Below are 19,429 nucleotides of genomic sequence, written 5' to 3' on the forward strand. Positions count from 1 at the left end.
GTAAAACTGCGATAAATCCCCTTCGGTTTTTTCTTTTTTGCAATATTTTATTGATAGATTTGCACCGCCTTATCCACACCTATATAGTATGTTCGTAAACGTTGTTTTCATGTACAACACAGCATGCGGCACGACAACAACGATGCCCTAAGGGGCACGGCTATACGCATACTATAATCTATCATTGTACCTATTCCGTTTTTTCGAGCGGCTGTCGTGAGCGACCTGCCGCGCTAAATTCTATTTTTAACCCAAATTTCAGACTTAAACCTATTATGAAAGTACTCAAATTCGGAGGCTCATCGGTTCAGAATGCCGAGCGCATCCGCCATGTGGTAAGTATTATTAAAAACGACCCGGAAGCAAAGGTGGTGGTGTGTTCAGCGCTGGGAGGCATTACCGACGAACTGATTGCAACGGCAAAGGCAGCGGCTCAAAATGATACAGGCTACAAAACCCTCTTTGCCAATATTGAAAAGCGTCATCTGGATTGTGTAAAAGAACTGATAGATGTTCGCCAGCAAAGCGCCACGCTTGCCAAAGTAAAGGCAATGCTCAACGAGTTGGACGAGCTGCTCAACGGTATTTTCCTGCTCAACGAAATGAGCATCCGTGCGCTGGATTATGTGATGAGTTTCGGCGAGCGTCTTTCCTGCACCATTATCAGCGAGGCGGCACGTGAGCAAGGCTTACAGGCAACTTATTTAGATACAACCAAAGTTATCAAAACCGATGGGCGTTACGGCAACGCCGCCGTTGATTTTGAAGCTACCAATCCGCTCATCCGCGAATATGTGGCGGCTACCCCCGGGCTGATTATCGCCACAGGATTCATCGGCGGCGCACCCAACGGCGACACTGTTACGCTGGGACGCGGCGGCTCTGACTATACCTGCTCTATTTTCGCCGCCGCTTTGCAGGCTTCGGCAGCCGAAATCTGGACAGATGTGAACGGCGTAATGACTTGCGACCCGCGCAAAGTGCCGCAGGCATTGTCTATTCCGGCGCTTACTTACGAGGAAGCAATGGAAATGTCGCATTTCGGCGCGAAGGTCATTTATCCGCCAACGATGGTACCTGCCATGAAGGCTAAGATACCTATCGTTATTCGCAATACTTTCAACACAGATTTTGAGGGTTCATACATTGGCGAAGATGCTGCTTATACCGGTCGCCCGATTAAAGGCATTACTTCCATAAGCAAGATTGCACTTTTGCGCGTACAGGGCAGCGGTATGGTAGGTGTGGCAGGTATTTCTGCCCGTCTGTTTGGCGCACTGGCGGCAGGAAGCATCAGCGTCATCTTGATTACGCAGGCATCATCCGAACATTCCATTTGTCTGGCGGTAAAGCCCGAAGATGCGCTTATCGCCAAAAGTCTTATCGAGAAAGAATTTGCCTTTGAAATCCGCAGCGCGCTATTAGATGAGGTAATTGTAGAAACCGATTTGTCCATTATTGCGATTGTGGGCAAAGATATGCGCCGTTCCAGCGGTGTGGCAGGCCGTATGTTCCAAGCGATGGGTCGCAACGGCATCAACGTTGTAGCCATTGCGCAAGGCTCTTCTGAATTGAACATTTCAGCAGTTATCAGCAAAGCCGATGAGGTAAAAGCCCTTCGTGCGCTGCATCAAGCCTTCTTTGAGTCCGACACAAAAACGCTTAATATTTTTATGGCAGGTACAGGACTCATTGGCAGCGCCCTGCTCAAACAGATTCTGGAACAAAGAAGCTATCTGAAAGAAGAGTACAACATTGATTTCCGCATCATCGGGCTTGCCAATAGCCGCAAGATGCTGCTCAAAGAAAATGGCATTCCTATTGATAACTGGCGCGAAGAATTGGAAAGCAGTAGTACTGCTTCCGACATTCACGCATTTGTGAAACAGATGAATGAAATCAATCTGGCTAACTCTGTTTTTGTAGATAATACCGCCAGCGTTGCCGTTGCCAATACGTACGATGAAATTTTGCGGGCAAGTATATCTATCGTTACGCCTAATAAAATTGCCTCATCAAGCAGCTATGAGCAATACATCCGCAACCGCAGACTTGCCAAGCAACACGGAGTAGTGATGCTCTATGAAACCAACGTGGGCGCAGGGCTACCCGTTATCAGTACCCTACGCGACTTGATTAACAGCGGCGATAAGATTATTCGCATCGAAGCAGTACTTTCCGGTACGCTTTCTTACATTTTCAACACCTTTGACGGTTCTGCGCCTTTCAGCGAGGTAGTGAAGGATGCCAAACAAAAAGGCTACACCGAACCCGACCCACGCGAAGATTTGAGTTGCAAAGATGTTGGGCGCAAAATTCTGATTCTGGCGCGCGAGTGTGGCTATCCAATGGAGTTTGAAGACATTACCATCAACGGTTTTCTGCCGCAGCCTTGCTTAGACGCCCCGACGGTAGATGACTTCTTCAACGTGCTGGCCGCTTACGACAATCACTTTGAGGAAATGCGCCGCAAAGCCGCCGACAAGGGCGAAAAACTGCGCTGCATTGCCCGCTTTGAAGGCGGTAAAGCCAACATTTCACTGGATTCCGTAGGGCAAGAGCATCCTTTTGCATCGCTGTCAGGTTCGGATAACATTATTGCGTTTACCACTGTGCGCTATCCTGAGCGCCCGATGGTGGTGAAAGGTTCAGGCGCAGGCGCAGAGGTAACTGCCGCAGGCGTATTTGCCGACCTGATTCGCATTGCGAATTATTTGTCGTAGGTTTTTTAGAACGCAGATTTCGCGGATGATATGGATTTTTTTGGTTGTAGAGACAGGGCACGCCCTGTCTCTACTCGCTTAATCCTGCTTTGTAGGTTTCCAATGCGCGGTTGCGGGCAAATTCGTGCGGCACAATTGGCTTGTAGCTCATACTGCCGAACTCCGGCACCCACTTGCGCACGTAGCGCAGGTCAGGGTCAAATTTTTGCGTTTGCAGCGTAGGGTTGAACACGCGGAAGTAGGGCGCAGCATCGCAGCCGCTGCCCGAAGCCCACTGCCAGCCGCCGTTATTGGCTGCAAGGTCAAAGTCCAGCAGTTTTTTGGCAAAGTAAGCCTCTCCCCAGCGCCAGTCTATCAGCAGGTGTTTGGTCAGGAAACTTGCCGTGATCATGCGCACGCGGTTGTGCATAAAGCCTGTTGCATTGAGTTCGCGCATACCGGCATCTACAATCGGGTAGCCGGTTTTGCCTGCGCACCATGCCGCAAAATCTTTTTCATCATTGCGCCATTGGATGCGGTCGTAGGCAGGTTTGAAGGCGCTCGTAGCTGCATGTGGAAAATGATGCAAAATCATCATGTAGAAGTCGCGCCAGATAAGCTCGTTTAGCCAGGGTTCGCTCAGGGCAAGTCCGCGCCGTGCCAGTGCGCGAACGCTCACTGTACCGAATCGCAGGTGTACGCTCAGGCGCGAGGTGCCGGGCAAGGCGGGAAAATCGCGCTTAGCACCATATTGCCGCAGCACTTCATCCGGCACATCCATTGGCGGGAAAGCGACATCCATCGGCGCAAAGCCCATCTCTTCTAACATCGGGACGGGCAGCGGTTCTGTTTGCAAGAATTGATGAAAAAGAGAAGGCGTATCATAAGCCGCCGTGTGTGCATCGGTGAGCAGTTTTTTCCACTTGCGGCTGTATGGTGTGAAAACCGTGTAGGGCTTGCCATCGTCTTTCACCACTTCGTCGCGGTCAAAAATACATTGGTCTTTGTAGTCGTGGAAGGGAATATTGGCGGCGGCAAGTAGTTGAGCGATTTTACCATCGCGCTCTTTGGCGTAGGGTTCGTAATCGCGGTTGGTGAAAACGGCTTTTACGTCATACTCGCGTAGAATTTCTCGCCAAACATCTTCAGGCATTCCATACTTTACCAGCAGGCTGCTGCCCATCTGCTGCAATTGCTGCGAAAGGCGCGTAATGTGCTGGTGGATGAATACAACGCGCTTGTCCTGTCTGTCGTCCAAAGCATCCAGAATATGGCGGTCAAAGATGAACAGCGGCAGCACGGGCAAGCCGGACTGCAAAGCATAAAAAAGACCTGCGTTGTCTTCCAAACGCAGGTCGCGGCGATGCCAGAATATTGCAATGCTATTTTTTCTCACTGTATTTAAAAAGCGTTTGTTTCTCTTCGGTGGTCAGACTTTCATAGCCGGACTCGGAAATTTTATCCAGAATACGGTCAATTTCATCTTGCGAAGGTGTGGCACGTGAACCGGCTCCACTGCCGCGCTGGCTACGGGAGGCATCTTTATGAGAAACACGGATTTTTGATTTTGGTTTGGTGATTTTGTACCAAAAGTTGGGAATTGTCCAAAGCAAGCGATTCAGCGGCACGGAAATATCTTTACCGTTCTGCAAAAGTTTGACGAAGATATAACCCATCAGCGCTCCGCCGAGATGAGCAATGTTGCCGCCCGCATTAGAACCTGACGAGCCGATAAAAGACAGGAAAATCGTAATAGCGGCTATGTATTTGAGCCTTACCGCACCAAACAACAGCAGATGAATGCTGTATTCGGGCATCAGCGTTGCAATACCTGTAATGATGGCATACACGCTTGCCGATGCGCCAATCATCCCAACAGCAGGGATGTTATTGTAGAAAAACGGGATAGTGTTGTACACCAGCAGATATAGCAGGCCGCCAGCCAAGCCGCCAAAGATATACATGGCAATCGTGCGCTTGCTGCCCATAAATTGGTCGGAAAGCATCCCAAACCAATACAACATCAGCATATTGAATAAAATATGAAAAAAACTCTGATGCGCAAAGAAGTAGGTAAACAGCGTCCATGGGCGCATAATCACATCTCCAAGTGGGGCAGGGATGTAGAAGAGCGCTCGCATAAAATAGGCTAAGGGCGCAACATCAAATATCTGTGCTGTCCACATAAATATGTTCAGCACAACGAAAATGGCTACATTGATAATGATTAGCCTGCTCAAGCCGCTGTTCTGCTTGTTCCAGGCAACTTTGAAATCTTGCACAAAACTATTCATACCCAAATAATCAACGTGTTAGCGCTTTAAAGATAATCAATCGGCTAAATTTCACCACGCCTTCTCCAGCGGCGAATGAGGATAAATGCAAATAACATCCCACCCAAATGCGCAAAGTGTGCGACATTGTCGTTAGGGGCAGCCTGTATTACTGAATAAATCTCATATACGCCATAGAACAATACGAGGTATTTTGCCTTCACCGGAATCGGAGGGAAAAGCAGCATTAGCTCCATGTTAGGAAACATCATACCAAAAGCCATCAGAATGCCAAATACTGCACCCGAAGCGCCGACCATCGGGACATTGATTTTGGCTTCGTACATACTGAGAACGAGTTGCTTGCTTGCCGCTATCATCTCACTGCTTTGCGGATTGTCGCCAAAGTTTTCTAAAAAACCCATCAGCCCTCTGTTATATACGCTGCCGTGCTGGGCAACGAAACTGTCGAAAGCCATAAATCCCGGATTCTGTATATAAGCATCTACGGCAGCCCGCAGTTGGTATAACTCAATAGCTTCTACGGCTAAATAGCAGCCGCTTGCACCCAATCCGCATATAAAATAGAACATCAGGAAGCGTCTGCTACCCCAAAACATTTCCAGTGCAGGTCCGAAAATGATCAGCGCCAGCATATTGCTGAAGATATGCCCGAAACCTGCGTGGACAAACATGTGCGTAAATACCTGATAGAAGGCAAATTCACTAGAACCGGGAAATCGCAGCCCGAACATTGCCGGCATATCAAAACTCAGAAACGAGCCGAGGGCAAAAACTGCGATGTTCAGCAGCAGCAGGTTGCGGACGATAGGAGTGAGTTGGAACATTGAGTCTTAGAAAAACAATGATTGGATTTTTTACCATTAAAACGCAGGGCATCTAAGAATGTTTTCCCTGACGCTGGCGCAAGGCTTCAAACAGGCAAATGCCCGCCGCCACAGATACATTGAGCGATGAGATGCGTCCGACCATTGGTATGTTGGTGCGCACATTGGCAAGCGACAGCAAATCGGGGCTGATGCCGTCCTCTTCCGAACCCATCAGGATGACTGTTGGGGATGTAAAATCTACACTGTAAATGTCTGTATCGCCTTTTTCGGTGCATGCTACTACCTGCAAGCCGCTGCTTTGGAGGAAATGGAGCGCTCCGCGCAGGCTGCGCTCGCGGCACACGGGCAAGTGGCTCAAAGCACCCGCAGAGGCTTTGAAAGCATCTCCGCCCAGCCGCGCTCCGCCGCGTTCGGGTACTACGAGCGCCTGCGCACCTGCACACTCTGCCGAGCGGGCAATCGCGCCCACGTTGCGCACGTCGGTAATGCGGTCTAAGGCAATTACCAGCGGCAATTTGGCAGCAGCATAGGCTTCGCTAATGATGTTATCCAACGAAGCAAAGGCGACAGAGGAAAGAAAGCAGATAACTCCCTGATGGTTTTTGCGCGTTACGCGGCGCAGTTTCTCTTCAGGCACCTGCACCACCGGAATATGCATTTGCTGGCAATAAGCAGCCATTTCGGCAAGGGCTGCGCTCTGGATGCCTTTCTGAATCAGTAATTTGTCTATCTCTTTACCCGATTGCAGCACTTCTTGTACGGGACGAATCCCAAAAACAAAATCTGTTGTCATGTTAAAAAATTCAACTATAAATATACACAAACCTGACGGGTTTCTGAAACCCGTCAGGTTTAAGACAATGTGGCACAAATAAACCCCAACTTACACCCTCTTAGTGCGATGTTTGTTGCGCCGGTAATCCTCAAAAATGAGGTTGCCAAGCCCTTCTAAACTGCTGAAATAGGCGTTGCCGCCGTTTACTTTGGTAAACTCGCGCACAAACTCCTGCAAGTAAGTATCCGAAGCAATCATAAAGGTTGTAATCGGGATGTTGAGGCGGCGACACTGCGCGGCAAGGTTCAGCGTTTTGCCCATAATTTTGCTGTCTAATCCGAAGCTGTTTTTGTAGTAGCGCACGCCTTCTTTCAGGCAGGTTGGCTTGCCATCGGTAATCATAAAAATTTGCTTGTTCTTATTCTTGCGGCGGCGCAGCAAATCCATCGCCAACTCTAAACCCGCAACCGTGTTGGTATGGTAAGGTCCCACTTGCAAATAGGGCAGGTCTTTAATTTCAATTTGCCAAGCGTCATTGCCGAAAACGATGATGTCCAGCGTATCCTTTTTGTATTTGGTCGTAATCAGTTCGGCAAGCGCCATCGCCACCTTTTTGGCCGGCGTGATGCGGTCTTCGCCGTAGAGAATCATAGAGTGGCTGATGTCTATCATCAGCACGGTAGAAGTTTGTGTTTTATATTCTTTTTCTACCACTTCCAAGTCCTGTTCAGTAAGCACGAAATCGCCCAGCCCGTGGTTGATTTGCGCGTTGCGGATGGTTTCCGTCATAGAAATTTGGTCTAATTCATCCCCGAAACGGTATTGACGAATATCGGCGCTGAGTTCATCGCCTGCGCCGCTAAAAACCGTTTGATGATTGCCGCCGGCGCTTTTTTTCAATTTGCCGAAAATTTCTTCCAACGATTGCCTACGGATGGTTTGTTCGCTTTTGGCGGTAATTTGGATGCTGCCGTTTACGGGGTTTTCCTCGATGTAGCCTTTTTGTTTAAGGTCTTCAAAAAAATCGCCGATGCCGTATTGGCTGTTGGTAAGCCCATAGCGACGGTCTAAATTCGTCAGCCAGCGCATGGCTTCGCCCACATCGCCGGAGGTCATGTTGAGCAGTTGCATAAAAATATTCAGCAGGTTTTCAAAAGTTGCCTTTTGTTTGTTCTCTTCGGGGTTGAATCGGGTAAAGCGATAGCCAAGCATAACAAAATTGAAAGAGTAAGTAAAACATTTATGACGTTGCCGAATAACGGCGCATGAAATCAATAGAATAACGATTGAACAACTCAGGTTGTTCTACGTTGCAAACATGCCCACAATTATCCAATATTTCCAAAAACGAGTTTTTATGTTGTTTAACCAGATTTTTCACTTGCGGAAGAAACATGTAATCCTCATCGCCCATCAAATAAAGAGTTGGAATAGGCAACTCTTTTTCCCGAAAATAGCGCAGCAGCGGGTTAATACTTGCCGTAAGGGTAAACCAGCGCAAAAACTCCGATTGTCGCAATTTTTTTGCATCGTTGATAAATAAACTGCGCGATTCGCGATTGCGGGCACGCGGCATGAGAATGTAGGCACAAATCGTGTAGATCCAGATGAAAGGCACAAAAGGTTTGACTGTATTGGCCAGCCAAACCAAAAAGCGCGAGCGAATATTGAGACGCGTAATTGCTCCACCTAAAACCATTGTCTGAATTTTTGAATGATCTATTTCGGCAATGGTGCGGATAATGAGCGTACCGAGCGAAATACCGACAAAATGTGCTTTTTCTATACCTACGTGATTCATTACATCTAACACATCGCGGCTGACATCGTCAAATGAATAATTCCGCTGGGCAAAAACATCCTTTGATTTGCCATGCCCGCGAAGATCAAGTAAGAGTACATTAAAATTCGCCATATAGTCGCGCAACTGGCGAAACCAGATAGAAGAACTACCGCCTGCCCCGTGCACCAATACTACCCAGTCGGTTGCTGTCGGATGTTTGTAAACCTTATGATAAAGCATTCGCAGTGATTATTTTCCTTAAATTTAACGTAAAAAGAACATCGTAGATACTTTTTTGGTTTGGCTTCGTTTAATAATTGTTATTTTTGAGCAAATCACTAACCTTAACTGCAAAACTGATGCAAGCGCCGAGCCTTCGCCGTTCTCTCAATTTGTACCTGATCATCAGTATCGTATTTATTGCGGTAGGCGGATTTTTTTTATGGCAATCATGGACGAACCGTGTAAAAAGCGAAAACCTATACCGACGCAGGCTACTGACTAGCGCTACAGCCGCATCGTTTGAATGCGGCTATTTTGCGCAGGCTGTTATGCGCTATCCCGAAGATGATAAGCTGCGTAACCAACTTAGCATGGCGAAGGTTAAAATGGAAAATATTATTCGCATTTTAATACAGGGGGGGACTTTCACAGGTAGCAATGCAGCAGAAGTGATGACTTTATCACCGGCAACAGGTGATGAATTGGTTAATATGCAGCAACTGGCAGCAGCATGGCAGGAGATCAAAAAAGTACTGGACCGACTCGAAAGTAACGTGCTTGCAGCCAATAACAGCAATCTGAACCCAGTAGAATACCGCAACCAGATCAATGCGGTGGCAGACTTTCTGGAACAAAACCTATCAAAACTGAACAGAAATTTAGACATAGACATTACCATAGTATCGTTGTTGGTACAGAAAGAAGAGCAAACAGCTTTTGGATGGCTCTATATCTATCTGATTGTGCTGACAACTAATGCAATTATAGGCTATCTGTACTTCAAGGATTATTTGATCGGACCTTTGGAAAAAATTAGCAATAAAGTCAAAGAATTAGCCGATGGACAGTCCGGAACAGCTATCAATCTGCCTCAAAACAGCCCACCTGAAATGGTCATGCTTAACGAAGGCATCAGCCGGTTGAGCCATATCCAGAACACGATGGCAGAATTTGCTGCAGAAGTTGGCAAAGGAAACTATGACCATAATTTTACTGCCCGTAGCCAAAGCGACACGCTGGGTATATCTCTGCTCGCCATGCGCGACAACCTGAGGCGTGCAAGCGAAGAAGATGCTATCCGAACTTGGGCTAACGAAGGTCAGGTAAAGTTTGGTGATATTTTCAGACAATATGCCAATGATTTGGAGGCGTTCTCTTACCAGACGATCTCTGGGCTTGTAAAATATGTAGGTGCAAATCAAGGTTTCTTCTTCGTATTACAAGGGCAGGGCAACGAAAGCTACTTAGAACTGACCGCTGCTTATGCTTACGAAAAGCGCAAATACTTAAGCAAACAGGTGCCTGTCGGCACGGGACTTTTAGGGCAAGCAGTGCTGGAAAAGCAATCGCTTTACTTTACCGACCTTCCACAAAACTATGTAAGTATCACCTCAGGTTTAGGTGAAGCAACACCTACCTGCCTGATGATAGTACCTCTTCAGACTAACGACACTGTTTACGGTGCTATCGAAATTGCTGCTTTTGAAACTTTTGCACAACATCAGATTGATTTTATTGAAAAAATAGCTGCCAATATTGCCGGAACACTGGCTTTTGCAAAAACCAACGAGCAAACGCAGCGCCTGCTCGAAGAATCGCAAACATTTGCTGAACAAATGCGGGCACAAGAAGAAGAGATGCGCCAAAACATGGAGGAGCTTTTAGCTACACAAGAAGAAATGCAGCGCGTACAGGCAGAGATCCGCAAGAAAGAAGCAGGCCTCAGTAGCCTGATTAATAATACAGACACCTATATTTTTTCCATTGATAAAGGTTTCAACCTGCTGCTTATCAACGATGCATTCAAAAAGTATCTCAAGGCTACTTTGGGCATAGAGCCGCAAATAGGCATGAATATGTTGCACAATATAGTAGCGGAAAATAACCGCGAAATGCGCCGCCAGCAGTACGAACGAGCCCTTGCCGGTGAAAGTTTCACCGTTATTGAAAATCACAAAGGCAAAGACCACTCCGACAACTACTACGAAATATCATTCCAGCCAATTTTTAATCAGGCTAATCAGGTAGAAGGTGTATCTGTATTTATGCGTAACATTACGCATCTTAGCCCAATCCGCTGGGATTCTTAATTTGAAAATGAAGCATTCAGCATTGATTACAACAGTACTTGCACTGATAATATCGGCTTGCGGCAATGCCATTTTTGAAGCAAAGCAAGACTTGCCGCAAAACCAATGGATTCGCAATAATCCTTCGGAGTTTATCTTCGAGATAACCTCGCCCGATATTGTGTGCAACATTACCTATCACACGCGATATGCCATAGCATACCCCTACTACAACCTGTACGTTACGGCAGAACTTTCCGACGGCGCAGGTAATGTATTGGCAAGTAAAGTACACGAAGTCAATCTCTTTGATCCGCAAAGCGGTAAGCCACAGGGCAAGGGTCTGGGCAATCTTTTTGAAAAAGAAGCGATTTTATTTGAGCATTACAAGTTTCCTGTTAAAGGCATTTATCGCCTGCGCCTACAGCATTATATGCGACCGGATACGCTTACCTCTATCTCTGCAGTAGGTATCGCGATCCGGCCGGCACAATAGCCCGGCTATCTGCGTCGGGCAAAACCATATTGCTCGATCTTACGCAAATCGTCTTTATGTACATTCCCTACAATAGTGCGCCCCGAAGTACAGATACAAGCCAGACAAACGATCAGGTTTTCTTCAGCGGGAATTATTTCTGTGCCCGTAAAGCGGATACCTCTTTCGCGCATGAAAGCGTCTATATTGCGGAGCGTTTGCTGGTCTGTATCGCCGCGCATCCATGGATCGGCGCATTGAGTTTCGCTATAGGCAACACTGATCAGATTGCCATTTTCAGGTAATATATCCTGATTACACTGAAAAGCTGTCAGGGACAGCAACAGCAATAAAGCCACAAAATAGTTTCGCATAGAATTAATATTTGGTGTGCTAACTACTTGACGCATTAACGAAGCATATCGTTGCAGCAAGGCGTAAAATTCGTATCCCGAAAGGCTGTTTTCTAAAATTTCCATATCTTTAAAAACCAATTGGTTAAAATTAGCAGGTTCAACTTTTAGTGAATAGCTCCCCAAACTTGTTACGCCATGAAAAACAAAATCAAACAACTGGTAGGCAGGCTGAATAATTTCTATGTTATTTTTGCCGGGTCATTTCTTCTCTGGATGGCATTTTTTGATGGTAATAACCTCTACAGCCAGTATGAGCAGCGCAAGAGAATCAACGAACTCCGTCAGGAGCGCGATTTCTATAAAACAAACGTTGACCGGTTGGAAAAAGAGATTGCCGAGCTGAACCACAATCCGAAAATGCTGGAGAAGTTTGCCAGAGAAAAATATTTAATGAAAAAGCCTAACGAAGATATTTACATCGTTCAGGATTAACCGCATCCATGAAAAAGTACACATTTACCGAAAAAAAAGACACTCGCTCAGGGTTTGGCGCAGGTTTGCTGGAGGTAGGCAAGCAAAATTCTAATGTTGTGGCGCTTTGTGCAGACCTCACCGGCTCGCTGAAAATGAATGACTTCGAGAAAGCCTTTCCCGAGCGCTTCTTTCAGGTCGGTATTGCCGAAGCTAATATGATGGGGCTGGCAGCAGGCATGACCATCGGCGGAAAAATACCCTACACAGGGACATTCGCCAATTTTTCTACTGGAAGAGTGTACGATCAGATTCGCCAATCCATTGCCTACTCGGGCAAAAACGTAAAAATATGCGCCTCGCACGCAGGACTTACGCTCGGCGAAGACGGCGCAACGCACCAAATCTTGGAAGATATCGGCATGATGCGTATGCTGCCCCACATGACTGTTATCAATCCCTGCGACTACAACCAAACCAAAGCAGCGACTATTGCCATTGCGGCACACAAGGGCCCTGTTTACCTGCGCTTTGGCAGACCGGCTGTCCCTGTGTTTATGCCCGCCGATCAGCCTTTTATTATCGGTAAAGCAATCATGCTCAACCAAGGCGCAGATGTTTCTATTTTCTGTACCGGACACTTGGTTTGGGAAAGCATCGTAGCCGGTGAAATACTTGCTGAACAAGGCGTTGATGCTGAAATTATCAATATTCACACAATTAAGCCTTTAGACGAGCCGGCTATTGTAAGTTCCGTACAGAAAACGCGCTGCGCCGTAACTGCCGAAGAACATCAGATCAACGGTGGACTAGGCGAAGCTATTGCGCAGGTGCTGGTACGTCATCTGCCTGCACCGGTAGAGATGGTCGCCGTTCGCGATAGCTTTGGAGAAAGCGGTACGCCCGACCAGCTGATGGTCAAGTACGGACTGAAAGCTCAAAACATTGTAGATGCAGCCAAAGCAGCCATACGTCGCAAGGGCAAATAATCTGCGTAACTTTGCTGTATGGAACAACCCTTAGACCGCAGCCTTGCGCCGCAAGTTTTTGCGTTAGAAGATTTTTCGCTCGTATGCCCGCAAACCTTTACACTGCCTAATGGTGTCAAACTCCGTTTGATTAATGCAGGGGTGCAGCCGACAATCAATGTGCAACTGAATTTTAACACCGGCAGGCAGGCAGGTAAACAGCGCGCTGTCAGTTTTCTTGCCAATAAAATGCTGGCAGAGGGTACAAAGTATCGCTGTGCAGGTGCCCTGATGGCGGCAATAGACCAAAAAGGAGCATTTCTGGAGCTGAACGTAGGACTTGACCACAGCGAGGTAGAGTTTTATTGCCTACGCAAACACCTGCGCTCGATGCTGGAGATCATCTGCGAGATGATCGCTGCGTCTAATTTTCCGCCGCAACAGTTGGAAAAGCTCAAAACGATACACGCGCAGAACATCCGCATCAACCTCGAGAAGACCTCGAACCTAGCAACTGCACTGTTTCGCAAAAGCATTTTCGGGGCAGAACATCCTTACGGCAGCCTGATTACCGAAGAATTAATCATGGAAAGTTTGCAGGATGAGGTATGGCAGTTCTACGAGCGATATTACGCAGGTAAATCCTTTGAAATCATTGCTGCGGGGCAGTTTACACCCGAAGATGTGCAACTTTTTGCCGAAACACTCGGCACACTGCCCGCATCTGAACCTGTCCCATCTTCTTTGACTGGTTATATTGCCGAACTTCCACCTGTTAGGCTTCATCAGCCCAAAGAAAGTGCTGTACAAAGTTCTGTTCGCATTGGAAAGGCAATTGCACTTGAGCAAGGAAAAAGCAGCGGCGACTACCTGCCCCTTTCGGTGCTAATAGAAGCCTTGGGCGGCTACTTCGGTTCGCGCCTGATGCAGAATATTCGCGAAGAGAAAGGACTGACCTACGGTATCTACGCCAACTTGGTTACGCTGCAACAGGCTTCCTATTTAGTCATTGGTGCGGATGTAAAAAAGGAAGTACGCGAACTGGCGATTGACGAAATTCAAAAAGAAATAGCAGGCATGATAGCGCAGCCCGTAGATACGGATGAGTTGGACTTGGTGCGCAATTACATGCAGGGATCGTTCATTGGATCGCTGAATACTGCATTTGCTATCGCCAGCCGTTATAAGGATATTTACTATCATGGGCTACCCGAAGATTTCTACCATTCCTATGTTTCTTCGCTGAATAAAATCACCACCGACGATATTTTACAGACTGCCGAAACCTACCTGAAAGATGGTTTTTCGGTAATTTCGGTGGGGTAAAGGGCACACGGATGAAGACGGATAACGCGGTTTTCCGCTGATTTTTTGTAAAATCAACATCCGCGTGCTAATATTCTTTCTTTGCGGTAAAACCACATAATTAACCATGAAAAAACTCATCTGTACATTATTATTCGCTCTGGCAGGCAGTTTTGCACAGGCGCAGGTAGAATTTATTAATCCTGAGGGCTGGCCAAAGCCACCCGGCTATACGCACGTAGTGAAGGTGAGCGGCGGAACGATGATCTACCTTTCGGGGCAAGTGCCTACCGATGCCGCCGGGCAGTTAGTCGGCAAAAATGACTTTGACGCGCAGGTCAGGCAGGTATTTGAAAACCTGCAAACAGCGCTGAAAGCCGCAGGAGCAAGTTTTTCAGATGTAATCAAAATGAACACCTTCGTAGTCGGGCTGAATGTAGAGCGCCGCAATCGTCTCCGCGAAATCCGCCGCAGCTACCTCAATATGGAGCAGCCGCCTGCAAGCACACTTTTGGGGGTAGAGGCGCTCTACGACCCCGAAGTACTCATTGAAATTGAGGCGATTGCAGTTATCAAATAACAACAGATGCTCGCATATTTCTGCATTGTCTGATACTTCCTGTAAATTGCTGCGTTTTTATCCAAACAACCATGTTTGACGTACTTTTTACCTCTGAAGGACTTATCAGCTTACTTACGCTGACTGCGCTTGAAATTGTTTTGGGCATTGATAATGTAATTTTCATTTCCATTATTGCTTCGCGTTTACCACCTTCGCGACAGTCTTTGGGTAGAAAAATAGGGCTTTTCTCTGCGCTGGTAGTGCGGCTCCTGCTGCTGCTGATCGTGCAGTGGATCATCGGACTGAATGCCGACCTGTTTACTGTCATGGATATGGGGTTTAGTGGCAAAGATCTTATCCTGATGGCGGGCGGTCTTTTCCTGATTGCCAAAAGCACCTCAGAGATTCACGCCAAAATGGAACACGCAGGCAAAACGGAGGATGAATTGAAAAGTAAAATCACAGCAGGCTTCATGCTCGTAATGGCGCAGATTGTTTTTGTGGACATCGTTTTCTCTTTTGATTCCATCCTGACTGCCATCGGCTTGGTAAAGGAAATTATCATCATGGCAATTGCCATCATTATTTCCATTGGTGTAATGGTTGCCTTTGTTAATCAAATCAGCGACTACGTAGAGCGCCACCCAACAGTCAAAATGCTTGCGCTTTCCTTTCTAATTATGATTGGGATTCTGCTTGTTGCCGAAGGATTAGACTTTCACTTCCCAAAGGGCTACATATACTTTGCAATGGCATATTCATTCATCGTAGAGTTGCTCAATATTCGCCTTCGGAAAAAAAGCGGCGCAAAGTTTTGATAATAAGCAAACTACTTCTAATTTTGCAGTCCTCATTAAAATTGCAACAAACCGTTTCTGACAATAAATATATTATTGAGCAATGGCAAATCATAAGTCGGCATTAAAAAGAATTCGCTCTAACGAGGCTAAGCGCGCGCGCAATCGCTATCAGCATAAAACAACTCGCACACTGATCAAAAAATTGCGCTCTTTGCGCAACAAAGAAGAAGCTCAGGCACTGTTGAAAGTCGTATATTCTAAGCTGGATCGTCTGGCTCGCAAGAACATTATTCACTGGAAAAAAGCTGCCAACAACAAGTCTAAATTGACCAAGTTTGTTGCTGCAATGGCTTCTTAATTAGCCTTTCCACATTTGAAAGTATTCATTGAGCCACCTTTTGAGGTGGCTTTTGTGTTTGTAGCTCGTACAAATGTTACCTGAAAATATCATTCGCGATTTGCAGTTGCTATGGCCCGAACTTGCTGTATCGGGGCTGATTGTGCTGCTTTTGATTGCTGAGATCGTTGTTAGAAACGGCAGAAAGTTAGCCGCGAGCCTGTCCGTTTTGGGCTTGGTACTGCTTTTGGCGGCGTTGTACATGCTGCCTGTCGAAGCAACACGTACACTCTTCGCCGATATGCTGCTCGAAAGCCCCCTTGCGCGGCAGTTTCACTTATTACTTACCTCCGGAACGCTGCTGGCAGTGCTTTTAGGTCAGATTTTTCCTGAAAAATTTTCTGAAAAAAACACCAAGACAGAGTACTACATCCTACTGCTGGGCGCGTTACTGGGCTTACTATTGATGGTTCGTGCGCAAAATCTGCTGATGCTGTTCATGGCGCTTGAAACTGTTTCTATTTGCAGCTACGGGCTGGTATTTTTCATTTCAGGTAAGAAAACAGCTGAGGCAGGTGTGAAATATATCCTGTTTGGTATTTTTTCAAGTGCGCTGATGCTCTACGGCATTTCGCTATGGTGGAGCATAGGCGGCAGCCTGTTCTGGGGGCAGCCAACGGGGCAAACCCTGCCCGAATGGGGGGTGGCGCTGGTGTTTCTGCTCATTTTGACGGGGCTGCTTTTCAAGACTTCTACTACACCGTTTCACATCTGGACACCGGATGTATTTGAGGGTGCGCCGCTGCCTGTTGCTGCATTTTTTGCCGTTGTGCCTAAGATAGGTGCACTGGCGGCCTTGCTATTGCTAGCGGCAGGTATCTCCAACCTGCAAGTGGCAACTTCGGTACTCGTTATCGCTGCTATTGTTACCTTGATTATTGGTACGTTGGCTGCTCTGTGGCAGACTAATATGCGCCGCCTGATGGCTTATTCGGCGATTGCACAGGCGGGTTTTTTACTCATGGCAATCATAGCCTCAGCGCCCGAAGCGTTGAATTATTACCTGTGGGTATATTTAGTGCTCAATTTTCTGGCTTTTGGGGTAATGGCATGGGTAGAAAATACCACAAATAGTATGGAAATCAGCGCATTTGCAGGCAAGGGGGCGATGACCCCGCTGGCAGGTATCGCGATGACAATTGCGATGGCAGGCTTAATCGGGCTGCCGCCCACAGCAGGATTTGCTGCTAAACTATTGGTCTTTTCTACACTTTGGCAGCAATGGCAGCAACTGCAACACTCACTGCTGCTGATATTATTGATTACAGGACTTGCTGCAACAGTAGTATCGGTGTACTTCTATTTTAAATTGCCGTTTCAATTATTTTTCAGGCAGGGGGAAAGCACACCTTCGCCGCTGACGGTTGTGCAAAGTGCGTGGCTGCTTTCACTTTCAGCGGCCGTATTGGCTCTCTTGTTCTGGAACTAAGCGATTTTGCTTTTCGAATCGCAATTGTCCTGTGGCAAATATTGCATGATTTTTTTGCGCAGCAGTGCTTTTTCGAAAGGCTTCGCAATAAAGTCGTTCATGCCTGCGGCTAAGCAACGCTCAGTTTCTCCTTTGAGTACAGAAGCCGTCATAGCAATAATCGGAATATTGGCTTTTTGGCTATCGGCCATTTTTCGGATGTGCTGCGCGGCTTGGTAGCCATCAACTTCGGGCATTCGTACATCCATCAACACTAAGTCGTAGTTGTTGCGGCTGATTTCGTCAATTGCCAGCCTGCCATTGTTTACTACAGTGGTTTCCATCCCCCACTTTTTGAGTAAGGCTGTTACAAGCACTTGATTGAATTCATTGTCTTCCGCAAGCAAGATGTGTGCAAGCGCGGCCCGTTCAGATTCCATCGGTGTACCCGAAGGCTGTGGCAACTGTGTATTGGAAGGTGCGGTTGCTACAGCTTTGTCAAAGCCCATATGGAAATAAAATTTACTTCCTACACCGGGTTTGCTCTGTAAGTACATTTGTCCACCTTGTAGTTCTACTAATTGCTTGGAAATAGATAGCCCAAGTCCTGTACCGCCATATTTTCTGGTAGTATCGCTACTGGCTTGCGTGAACGTTTCAAAAATGCGCTGGTGCATTTCTTCGGGGATACCAATACCTGTGTCCTGTACGAAGAGAGCTAAGTAAACCTTATCTTCACCGTCTTCCAACATTGTGACACCAATCGTTACACTGCCTTGTTCGGTAAATTTTATTGCATTGCTGAAAAGATTAACCAATATTTGATTGAGCCGTACAGGATCGCCGATAACAACAGTAGGTATGTTGTCGTCAATAGCAATATTAACACTCAGGTTCTTAGCACTTGTTTTAGGCTTTTGCAAAACAACTAAGTTTTGTATCATCTCGCGCAGACGGATCGGTCGCTTCTCAAATGTCATCTTGCCCGATGCAATCTTAGACAGATCCAGTATATCATTGATAATCACAAGTAAATCTTCTGACGAAGTGCGGATGATTTCCAGATATTCTCGCTGAACAGGTGTCAGACGTGTGTCCAGCAGCAAATCGGTCATGCCGATAACTGCGTTCATCGGTGTTCGTATTTCATGGCTCATGTTTGCCAAAAACTGCTCCTTAGCTTTCGATGAGTTTTCTGCCTGTTCTTTGGCAAGCAATAAGGCATCGTTTTGCTGCTTGATGCGGGCAAGCATTTCATTGAAATTATCCAGCAAAACACCTATCTCGTCTGTGCGATGCTGCAAATTGGGTGCAAACTGCGTATAGTCGTGGTTTTTGGAAATTTGCCGCGTCATTTCTGCAAGCGACAGAATCGGGCGGACAATTGTTTCCTGCAATAAAGTTGACAGCAGCAAAGACAGCCCTAAAGCCAGAATAAAAGTAATCAAAAAGGCATAGCTGTAGTATTTAGCGCGGCTGACAAGTGGTGTAAGCTCTGATCTTAAGTAAACTTCGCCTTCCTTGATCCCTTCGCTATTGAAAAAATGCAGGTGTACTTCCAGCGAGTTATTCAGCAGACTCAATCTTAATTCCATGCCTTCGGGTAGCCTGAGTAGCTCATTTGACATTCCCGGCTTGCGATAGTAAGGATAGAAGAGTTCACCTTCTGCGGTGTAGATAGCTGCCACTTGGATCGCATGTTCTACCCGTAGTGCGGCACGAATATTGCGCTCTACACGGGAAATTGTTCTATAACGAACGAAATCTCTGTTTTGTTCATGCAGTTGCTTTGCCGTTTGCCGCAAATGTTGCAACATTTCTTCCTCTTCGGTAAACAGATCAAATACAAAAAGTACACTAAGAGCAACTAATAGCGCCCCTGTACTGACCAGCAATGTGTTGAGTGTAATTTTATATTTGATCGAGAGGTTGCTAAGCATGATGGGAAATATTTTAGCATCTGAATGATCCGACTAAATCATCACTATTATGAACGCAAACTATGCCACAAA

18 protein-coding genes are annotated in these 19,429 nt (G+C 46.7%); 10 read left to right on the forward strand and 8 right to left on the reverse strand.

Going from position 1 to position 19,429, the window contains the following annotated elements; all coding sequences use genetic code 11:
• Positions 1-275 precede the first annotated feature (275 nt).
• Positions 276-2,723 (forward strand): bifunctional aspartate kinase/homoserine dehydrogenase I, encoded by a 2,448-nt coding sequence (thrA, locus tag ACWIP2_RS06115; RefSeq protein WP_448519023.1) that lies wholly within the window; start codon positions 276-278, stop codon positions 2,721-2,723.
• A gap of 70 nt (positions 2,724-2,793) precedes the next feature.
• Here the strand turns inward: thrA and ACWIP2_RS06120 are convergent, their stop codons facing one another.
• From ACWIP2_RS06120 to ACWIP2_RS06145, 6 genes are all read right to left on the reverse strand, one after another.
• Positions 2,794-4,098: a cryptochrome/photolyase family protein gene (locus tag ACWIP2_RS06120; RefSeq protein ID WP_448519024.1), complete on the reverse strand. Its 1,305-nt coding sequence runs from the start codon at positions 4,096-4,098 to the stop codon at positions 2,794-2,796.
• Positions 4,085-4,996, reverse strand: a complete 912-nt coding sequence (locus ACWIP2_RS06125) for a rhomboid family intramembrane serine protease (protein ID WP_448519025.1) — start codon at positions 4,994-4,996, stop codon at positions 4,085-4,087. Before ACWIP2_RS06125 ends, ACWIP2_RS06120 begins: the two co-directional genes overlap by 14 nt.
• 44 nt (positions 4,997-5,040) lie before the next feature.
• Positions 5,041-5,823, reverse strand: a complete 783-nt coding sequence (locus ACWIP2_RS06130) for a rhomboid family intramembrane serine protease (protein ID WP_448519026.1) — start codon at positions 5,821-5,823, stop codon at positions 5,041-5,043.
• A gap of 52 nt (positions 5,824-5,875) precedes the next feature.
• Positions 5,876-6,619 carry a 23S rRNA (guanosine(2251)-2'-O)-methyltransferase RlmB gene (rlmB, locus tag ACWIP2_RS06135; RefSeq protein ID WP_448519027.1) on the reverse strand — a complete coding sequence of 248 codons (744 nt, stop codon included), beginning with the start codon at positions 6,617-6,619 and terminating at the stop codon, positions 5,876-5,878.
• Between the two features lie 90 nt (positions 6,620-6,709).
• Positions 6,710-7,813, reverse strand: a complete 1,104-nt coding sequence (locus ACWIP2_RS06140) for a vWA domain-containing protein (RefSeq protein WP_448519028.1) — start codon at positions 7,811-7,813, stop codon at positions 6,710-6,712.
• A gap of 28 nt (positions 7,814-7,841) precedes the next feature.
• Positions 7,842-8,624, reverse strand: coding sequence for an alpha/beta fold hydrolase (locus ACWIP2_RS06145; protein ID WP_448519029.1), 783 nt, complete (start codon positions 8,622-8,624; stop codon positions 7,842-7,844).
• A gap of 119 nt (positions 8,625-8,743) precedes the next feature.
• Here ACWIP2_RS06145 and ACWIP2_RS06150 point away from each other — a divergent pair, with 119 nt between their 5' ends.
• Positions 8,744-10,696: a GAF domain-containing protein gene (locus tag ACWIP2_RS06150; protein ID WP_448519030.1), complete on the forward strand. Its 1,953-nt coding sequence runs from the start codon at positions 8,744-8,746 to the stop codon at positions 10,694-10,696.
• Between the two features lie 7 nt (positions 10,697-10,703).
• Positions 10,704-11,171, forward strand: coding sequence for a gliding motility lipoprotein GldH (locus ACWIP2_RS06155; protein ID WP_448519031.1), 468 nt, complete (start codon positions 10,704-10,706; stop codon positions 11,169-11,171).
• 5 nt (positions 11,172-11,176) lie between these two features.
• Here the strand turns inward: ACWIP2_RS06155 and ACWIP2_RS06160 are convergent, their stop codons facing one another.
• Positions 11,177-11,524 carry a hypothetical protein gene (locus ACWIP2_RS06160; protein WP_448519032.1) on the reverse strand — a complete coding sequence of 116 codons (348 nt, stop codon included), beginning with the start codon at positions 11,522-11,524 and terminating at the stop codon, positions 11,177-11,179.
• Between the two features lie 177 nt (positions 11,525-11,701).
• On the opposite strand from ACWIP2_RS06160, the gene ACWIP2_RS06165 reads away from it, so the two are divergent.
• The 7 genes from ACWIP2_RS06165 to ACWIP2_RS06195 all read left to right on the forward strand — a co-directional run bounded on the left by ACWIP2_RS06165 (position 11,702) and on the right by ACWIP2_RS06195 (position 17,438).
• Positions 11,702-11,998 carry an FtsB family cell division protein gene (locus ACWIP2_RS06165; RefSeq protein WP_448519033.1) on the forward strand — a complete coding sequence of 99 codons (297 nt, stop codon included), beginning with the start codon at positions 11,702-11,704 and terminating at the stop codon, positions 11,996-11,998.
• Positions 11,999-12,006: 8 nt separating this feature from the next.
• The gene (locus ACWIP2_RS06170; protein WP_448519034.1) at positions 12,007-12,966 is read left to right on the forward strand and encodes a transketolase family protein; all 960 of its coding nucleotides are present in this window, start codon (positions 12,007-12,009) and stop codon (positions 12,964-12,966) included.
• 18 nt (positions 12,967-12,984) lie between these two features.
• On the forward strand, positions 12,985-14,271 hold the full coding sequence (locus ACWIP2_RS06175) for a M16 family metallopeptidase (RefSeq protein ID WP_448519035.1): 1,287 nt from the start codon (positions 12,985-12,987) through the stop codon (positions 14,269-14,271).
• A 106-nt stretch (positions 14,272-14,377) separates the two neighbouring features.
• Entirely contained in the window at positions 14,378-14,830 is a 453-nt protein-coding gene (locus ACWIP2_RS06180) for a RidA family protein (protein WP_448519036.1), read from the forward strand.
• 71 nt (positions 14,831-14,901) lie between these two features.
• Positions 14,902-15,630 carry a TerC family protein gene (locus tag ACWIP2_RS06185; RefSeq protein WP_448519037.1) on the forward strand — a complete coding sequence of 243 codons (729 nt, stop codon included), beginning with the start codon at positions 14,902-14,904 and terminating at the stop codon, positions 15,628-15,630.
• A gap of 82 nt (positions 15,631-15,712) precedes the next feature.
• Complete coding sequence (gene rpsT, locus ACWIP2_RS06190) at positions 15,713-15,970, forward strand: 30S ribosomal protein S20 (RefSeq protein ID WP_448519038.1); 258 nt, start codon at positions 15,713-15,715, stop codon at positions 15,968-15,970.
• Positions 15,971-16,043: 73 nt separating this feature from the next.
• Positions 16,044-17,438, forward strand: coding sequence for an NADH-quinone oxidoreductase subunit N (locus ACWIP2_RS06195; protein WP_448519039.1), 1,395 nt, complete (start codon positions 16,044-16,046; stop codon positions 17,436-17,438).
• On the opposite strand, the gene ACWIP2_RS06200 is transcribed toward ACWIP2_RS06195, so the two are convergent.
• Entirely contained in the window at positions 17,435-19,357 is a 1,923-nt protein-coding gene (locus ACWIP2_RS06200) for an ATP-binding protein (RefSeq protein ID WP_448519040.1), read from the reverse strand. The two genes, ACWIP2_RS06195 and ACWIP2_RS06200, sit on opposite strands and share 4 nt — an antisense overlap.
• Between the last annotated feature and the right edge of the window lie 72 nt (positions 19,358-19,429).

It is taken from the genome of Rhodoflexus sp. (assembly GCF_053489755.1).

Coding starts and splice junctions, on each gene's coding strand:
- thrA (WP_448519023.1), top strand. CDS start 276: ATGAAAGTACTCAAATTCGGAGGCTCATCGGTTCAGAATGCCGAGCGC.
- ACWIP2_RS06125 (WP_448519025.1), bottom strand. CDS start 4,996: ATGAATAGTTTTGTGCAAGATTTCAAAGTTGCCTGGAACAAGCAGAAC.
- ACWIP2_RS06130 (WP_448519026.1), bottom strand. CDS start 5,823: ATGTTCCAACTCACTCCTATCGTCCGCAACCTGCTGCTGCTGAACATC.
- rlmB (WP_448519027.1), bottom strand. CDS start 6,619: ATGACAACAGATTTTGTTTTTGGGATTCGTCCCGTACAAGAAGTGCTG.
- ACWIP2_RS06140 (WP_448519028.1), bottom strand. CDS start 7,813: ATGCTTGGCTATCGCTTTACCCGATTCAACCCCGAAGAGAACAAACAA.
- ACWIP2_RS06145 (WP_448519029.1), bottom strand. CDS start 8,624: ATGCTTTATCATAAGGTTTACAAACATCCGACAGCAACCGACTGGGTA.
- ACWIP2_RS06150 (WP_448519030.1), top strand. CDS start 8,744: ATGCAAGCGCCGAGCCTTCGCCGTTCTCTCAATTTGTACCTGATCATC.
- ACWIP2_RS06155 (WP_448519031.1), top strand. CDS start 10,704: ATGAAGCATTCAGCATTGATTACAACAGTACTTGCACTGATAATATCG.
- ACWIP2_RS06160 (WP_448519032.1), bottom strand. CDS start 11,524: ATGCGAAACTATTTTGTGGCTTTATTGCTGTTGCTGTCCCTGACAGCT.
- ACWIP2_RS06165 (WP_448519033.1), top strand. CDS start 11,702: ATGAAAAACAAAATCAAACAACTGGTAGGCAGGCTGAATAATTTCTAT.
- ACWIP2_RS06170 (WP_448519034.1), top strand. CDS start 12,007: ATGAAAAAGTACACATTTACCGAAAAAAAAGACACTCGCTCAGGGTTT.
- ACWIP2_RS06175 (WP_448519035.1), top strand. CDS start 12,985: ATGGAACAACCCTTAGACCGCAGCCTTGCGCCGCAAGTTTTTGCGTTA.
- ACWIP2_RS06180 (WP_448519036.1), top strand. CDS start 14,378: ATGAAAAAACTCATCTGTACATTATTATTCGCTCTGGCAGGCAGTTTT.
- ACWIP2_RS06185 (WP_448519037.1), top strand. CDS start 14,902: ATGTTTGACGTACTTTTTACCTCTGAAGGACTTATCAGCTTACTTACG.
- rpsT (WP_448519038.1), top strand. CDS start 15,713: ATGGCAAATCATAAGTCGGCATTAAAAAGAATTCGCTCTAACGAGGCT.
- ACWIP2_RS06195 (WP_448519039.1), top strand. CDS start 16,044: ATGTTACCTGAAAATATCATTCGCGATTTGCAGTTGCTATGGCCCGAA.
- ACWIP2_RS06200 (WP_448519040.1), bottom strand. CDS start 19,357: ATGCTTAGCAACCTCTCGATCAAATATAAAATTACACTCAACACATTG.